Origin of the sequence: Candidatus Cardinium sp. cBcalN2, from assembly GCF_022810445.1 — a bacterium.
In the GTDB taxonomy this organism is placed as follows: domain Bacteria; phylum Bacteroidota; class Bacteroidia; order Cytophagales; family Amoebophilaceae; genus Cardinium.
In genome coordinates this window covers 1-4,805 of sequence record NZ_JAACGD010000148.1, presented here as the reverse complement: position 1 = coordinate 4,805, position 4,805 = coordinate 1, and the positions used below count along the sequence as shown (strand labels likewise).

Below are 4,805 nucleotides of genomic sequence, written 5' to 3'. Positions count from 1 at the left end.
TGTCATGAACAGATACTTTATAGTATAGTCTGTATCAAGTGCAAGGTGTTATATAAATGCTTTTATAAGTAACAACCTGTGGCCCATTTTCTTGCCTTAATAAGGAGTATAGAAAAGCTTCAATACCAAAATTGCCAGTATGCATTCAAGGCTGTGTTGTTTCTAGGCAAAACGACTCTTGTAAAATAGTTGCGATTAGCAATCACCTATTAGAGCTGATTAGAAAAACAGCTTGTTTGAACCCGCGCAGCGGGTGAGTTCTGTTTTTTCAGCTCTAATAGGTGATTGCCAGAACTTTTTACAGAGGGCTTGATTTTTTGTCCACTTTTTGATCAAGCAAAAAGGGGGATAAAAATCCTTTTTTACCAAGATCGGGAACCGAAAATGGCGTCCACTTAAGGATGGCCACATTGGTATATAAGCCGTAAGGAATTGTCTTTTTACTTTCTTATCAAGCAAAAAGTAGTATAAAAACGCTTTTTTTATCAAAGTCGTAAACAAGATACAAATCTGCCAATAGCGGTCATCCTTCAGTTGATGTGATTGAGTGAATGGTTACCTTGAACACCTACTATTTTACTATCAGTAGCTTTACTTTTTCTTTAAATTGATTGCCGCGATCTTCGAAATTTTTAAATAAATCAAAGCTAGCACATGCAGGCGATAAGAGTACCACGTCTCCAGGTGATCCAATAGATAGGCTCATATCTATTGCCGAAGCTAACTTATCGGTCTCTTGTATCGGTAAACCTAGCGGGTGAAAAGCTTTCCTAATAGCACTATTATCTTTTCCCAAAAAGATCATAGCTTTAACTTTTTCTTTTACAATAGGTAACAATGACCTATAATCATTGCCTTTATCTATACCACCTGCAATCCAAATGATAGGTTGGGTAAACCTAAGCAATGCAACAACTGCAGAAGCAACATTAGTAGACTTTGAGTCATTATACCAATCTATACCTTCTAGCCTACCACACCATTCTAGTCGATGAGATAGGCCAGAAAATTTAGGTAAGGCACTTGTAATGATAGTAGCAGAGACTCCTACTAATGTCGCTGCTGTAACAGCTACCATGGTATTATATTGATTATGTCTACCGGGTAAAGCTATAGATGTAGTTATACGTCCAAAAGATTGGTTGTGCAGATTAAAGCGGAAGATGTCGCCACCAATAGAGGGTATAGGTGGCATAGATATAGGATGTAACTGGGGTAAACGCTTTTTTTCTTGCAGATACTGAGTCGTGAGCCGATCTTCTTTATCATAAATAAAGTGTTCTAATTCAGTCATATTACGTAATATATTCCATTTCGCTTTTGCATAGGCTTCTATGGAGTAATCGTACCTATCTAAGTGGTCAGGTGTAATGTTTAAGAGGCAAGCAATGTCTGGTTTAAAGTCGCTAATGGTTTCTAATTGAAAGCTAGATAACTCTAGTACATAGTAGTTGTAATGCCCTTGTATGAGACATTTGGCAAAACTATGCCCTATATTCCCAGCTAGGGCAACAGGGTACCCTGCTGCGTGTAGCAAATGGTAAATCAAATGAACTGTTGTGCTTTTGCCATTTGAACCAGTGACTGCTATAATTTTACCTTTTGCATAACGCGCGGCAAATTCGATTTCATCGATAATGGGTAGGCTATAGCTATGGAGTTGTTGCATGATCGCGGCTTTATGTGATATGCCAGGACTTTTGATAACTTCATCAGCCGATTGTATTTTTTCTATTGTGTGACCTCCTTCTTCAAATGGAATTTGGTGGTTGGTCAATAAATACTTACAATCGGGTGTGATGACAGCAGCATCGGAAACAAAAACATCTATTCCTTGTTGTTTGGCAAGCAATGCTGCACCTGTACCGCTTTCCCCCCCACCTAGTATAACTAATCGCATCCTTATCTGGTTCAATTTTAAGTAGATTACTTTGTTTTTTGACTTACTAGCTTGTGAGTTAGATATCCATAAACAGCCAAGAGCATGCCCATAGCTAGCAGGCTACGCATTACAATAGGTAAACTATTAATGGCTAAGTCTACGGTTTCCTCTAATGAAAAATAAATTAGACATAGAGCAGCTAAATTATGTAGCGCATGGGCCAGGATAGGGTAGATAATATTTTGGGTTTGGTGGTATAGATGGCTCAGAAAACATCCCATTGCAAAATAAAATAAGTTATTGCTCATATTAGCGTGCATCACACTAAATAGTAGCGCACTGATCGGGGTAATCCATAACTTGATTGGCTTAATTTTACTAAGCAGTCTTTCTAAAATACCTCGAAATAGTAGTTCTTCTAAAATGGCAGCCATACAGGTTATTTCTATAAACCCACGCCATAAAAAATCGCTTCTACTACTGAAATGTACTATAGGTTGAAGACTAGGACCCCATAATGCTGTTTTAATACTGTTTAGTAATAATAAGGCAAAACTCATCATCAGTTGAAGCAGTATTGTGCCAATAGTTATGCTACCAATAGCGCTAAAACCAGGTTTATGGGCGCATCGCTGTATAGCATCATTTTTGCCCTCTTTGGTTTGTAAATGTAGATGATAGATCAAAGCCGTACAACACATTATGGCGCGTAACATAACAGAATCAAGCGTATAGATGTTTAAAAGACAACCATCAGGTAGCTGCATCAGCATACTGGAAACCCGAATAGCCAGATAAAGCCCTATAAAAGATAGCGTGATTAGTTTGATGTTTGAACTCATTATTGATATTTTTTTACGTATATTTTGGCTCAGTAAAGATAAAAAAAATGGAGAACGATCTTATCAACGGCCCTTTAGGTGTGCTAAAAAAACCAGAAGAACACCTTGATAAAGCTTTACGTCCACTTCAATTCAATGACTTTTTTGGACAAGAAAAGTTGGTAGAAAATATTCAAATATTTGTAGCAGCTGCTCAGCAAAGGAAAGAAGCGTTAGACCATGTGTTGTTACACGGTCCTCCTGGATTAGGCAAGACTACGCTGGCCTATATTATTGCTTATGAGCTGAATACCAATATAAAAGTCACCTCTGGTCCGGTTTTGGATAAACCAGGCGATTTAGCTGGTCTTTTAACCAGTTTGGAACACGCTAACGTGCTCTTTATAGACGAGATACATCGCCTTAATCCTATCGTGGAAGAGTATTTATATACGGCTATGGAGGATTTTAAAATAGACATTATGCTGGATGCAGGTCCCAATGCACGTAGTGTACAGTTGGCACTAAATCCTTTTACCTTGATTGGGGCTACCACTCGATCCGGTTTGCTAACAGCACCTTTACGGGCTCGTTTTGGCATTAATGCACGATTGGATTACTACCCTGCTGCATTGCTCACGAAAATCGTTCAGCGAGCCAGTGGCATATGGGGTACCCCTATTGACCAAGAAGCTGCTTATGAAATTGCCAGGCGGAGTCGAGGTACCCCACGTATAGCCAATAATCTATTGAAGCGTACCCGAGATTTTGCGCAGATTAAAGGAAATGGATGCATTACCAAAGAGATGGTTATTCTAAGCCTAGCGGCTTTGAATGTAGATGAGAATGGACTAGACGAAATGGATAAACGTATCCTTACCAATATTATTGAAAAGTTCAAAGGTGGTCCGGTAGGTCTTACCACTATTGCAACCGCGTGCCTAGAGGAAGCAGAAACGATAGAAGAAGTCTATGAACCATTTCTGATTCAAGAAGGGTATATCAAACGCACCCCACGCGGAAGAGTCGCAACAGAGGCTGCCTATAAGCATTTGCGATTGCCTTATACCGCTGATTTGTTCGACAAATAAAAATAATTTTATATCAAAATCTTTTCTTTTTAGGTAATCTTGTCAGAAGCTTCTGGCAAGATTGCTATATATTTATGCGCTAAGGTAACGCTATTGCGTGTTCAATAACGTTCATCCATAGTACTGGTACAATCTATTTTTTCTACATAAAAAAATAAAATGGCAGGACATAGTAAGTGGTCTAATATTAAGCGTAAAAAAGGTGTAAATGACGCAAAAAAAAGTAAAATTTTTACCAAACTAGTAAAAGAAATAACAGTAGCTGCCAGAAGTGGTAGCGCTGAACCAGCCTTGAATCCACGATTGCGTTTGGCTATTCAAAATGCCAAGGGTGCCAATATGCCCAAAGATGCTATTCTGCGTGCCATTAGTAAGGCTAGTGGTAATGATGGCTCGGTCTATCATGAAGTTACCTATGAAGGATATGGCACAAGTGGTGTGGCCATCATGGTAGTCTGTATGACAGATAAAGTGATTAGAACGGTAGCTAATGTGCGAGCTATATTTAGCAAATATGGAGGTAGTTTAGAAAAAAATGGCGCTATTACTTTTTTATTTGATTATAAAAGCGTTTTTACTATTCCTGAAGGTGATGTGGAGGATCAAGATGATTTTACATTGGGATTAATAGATGCAGGAGCAGAATCATTAGAAAATGATGGTGGCTTCCTGCATGTGGTTTGTGCTATAGAAGACTTTGGGAAAGTACAGAAGCACTTGGAAACAGTTGCCATTGCACCAACTTCTGCAGGTTTAGAATATATTCCCCATACCTTTGTACAGGTAAGTGATATAGCATTGCCTAAACTCATCAAGCTAATAGATGCTTTACAGGATGATGATGATGTTCAAAAGGTCTATCACAATATAGCTATTCAGCCAGCACAGGAAGCTTTGTGGTAGAATTTATATAAAAAATATTATAAATCAGTATAAAAATTCTATATCCATGCAGCACTATGGTGAGGCTGCTTATAAAATGGTCCTTGTAAAAATGTAGCCGTTCAGCGC

4 protein-coding genes are annotated in these 4,805 nt (G+C 38.5%); 2 read left to right on the top strand and 2 right to left on the bottom strand.

Annotated elements, in window-relative coordinates; genetic code table 11:
- Positions 1-571: 571 nt before the first annotated feature.
- Positions 572-1,900, bottom strand: a complete 1,329-nt coding sequence (gene murD, locus MUW74_RS04015) for a UDP-N-acetylmuramoyl-L-alanine--D-glutamate ligase (RefSeq protein ID WP_243518005.1) — start codon at positions 1,898-1,900, stop codon at positions 572-574.
- A gap of 26 nt (positions 1,901-1,926) precedes the next feature.
- Complete coding sequence (locus tag MUW74_RS04010) at positions 1,927-2,724, bottom strand: CPBP family intramembrane glutamic endopeptidase (RefSeq protein WP_243518003.1); 798 nt, start codon at positions 2,722-2,724, stop codon at positions 1,927-1,929.
- 47 nt (positions 2,725-2,771) lie between these two features.
- On the opposite strand from MUW74_RS04010, the gene ruvB reads away from it, so the two are divergent.
- Both ruvB and MUW74_RS04000 read left to right on the top strand, forming a co-directional pair.
- Positions 2,772-3,794, top strand: coding sequence for a Holliday junction branch migration DNA helicase RuvB (ruvB, locus tag MUW74_RS04005; RefSeq protein WP_243518000.1), 1,023 nt, complete (start codon positions 2,772-2,774; stop codon positions 3,792-3,794).
- Positions 3,795-3,953: 159 nt separating this feature from the next.
- On the top strand, positions 3,954-4,697 hold the full coding sequence (locus MUW74_RS04000; protein WP_243517996.1) for a YebC/PmpR family DNA-binding transcriptional regulator: 744 nt from the start codon (positions 3,954-3,956) through the stop codon (positions 4,695-4,697).
- Positions 4,698-4,805 lie beyond the last annotated feature (108 nt).

Excerpts from the sequence above, each read along its gene's own strand:
- ruvB (WP_243518000.1), top strand. The coding sequence starts at position 2,772 with ATGGAGAACGATCTTATCAACGGCCCTTTAGGTGTGCTAAAAAAACCA.
- MUW74_RS04000 (WP_243517996.1), top strand. The coding sequence starts at position 3,954 with ATGGCAGGACATAGTAAGTGGTCTAATATTAAGCGTAAAAAAGGTGTA.
- murD (WP_243518005.1), bottom strand. The coding sequence starts at position 1,900 with ATGCGATTAGTTATACTAGGTGGGGGGGAAAGCGGTACAGGTGCAGCA.
- MUW74_RS04010 (WP_243518003.1), bottom strand. The coding sequence starts at position 2,724 with ATGAGTTCAAACATCAAACTAATCACGCTATCTTTTATAGGGCTTTAT.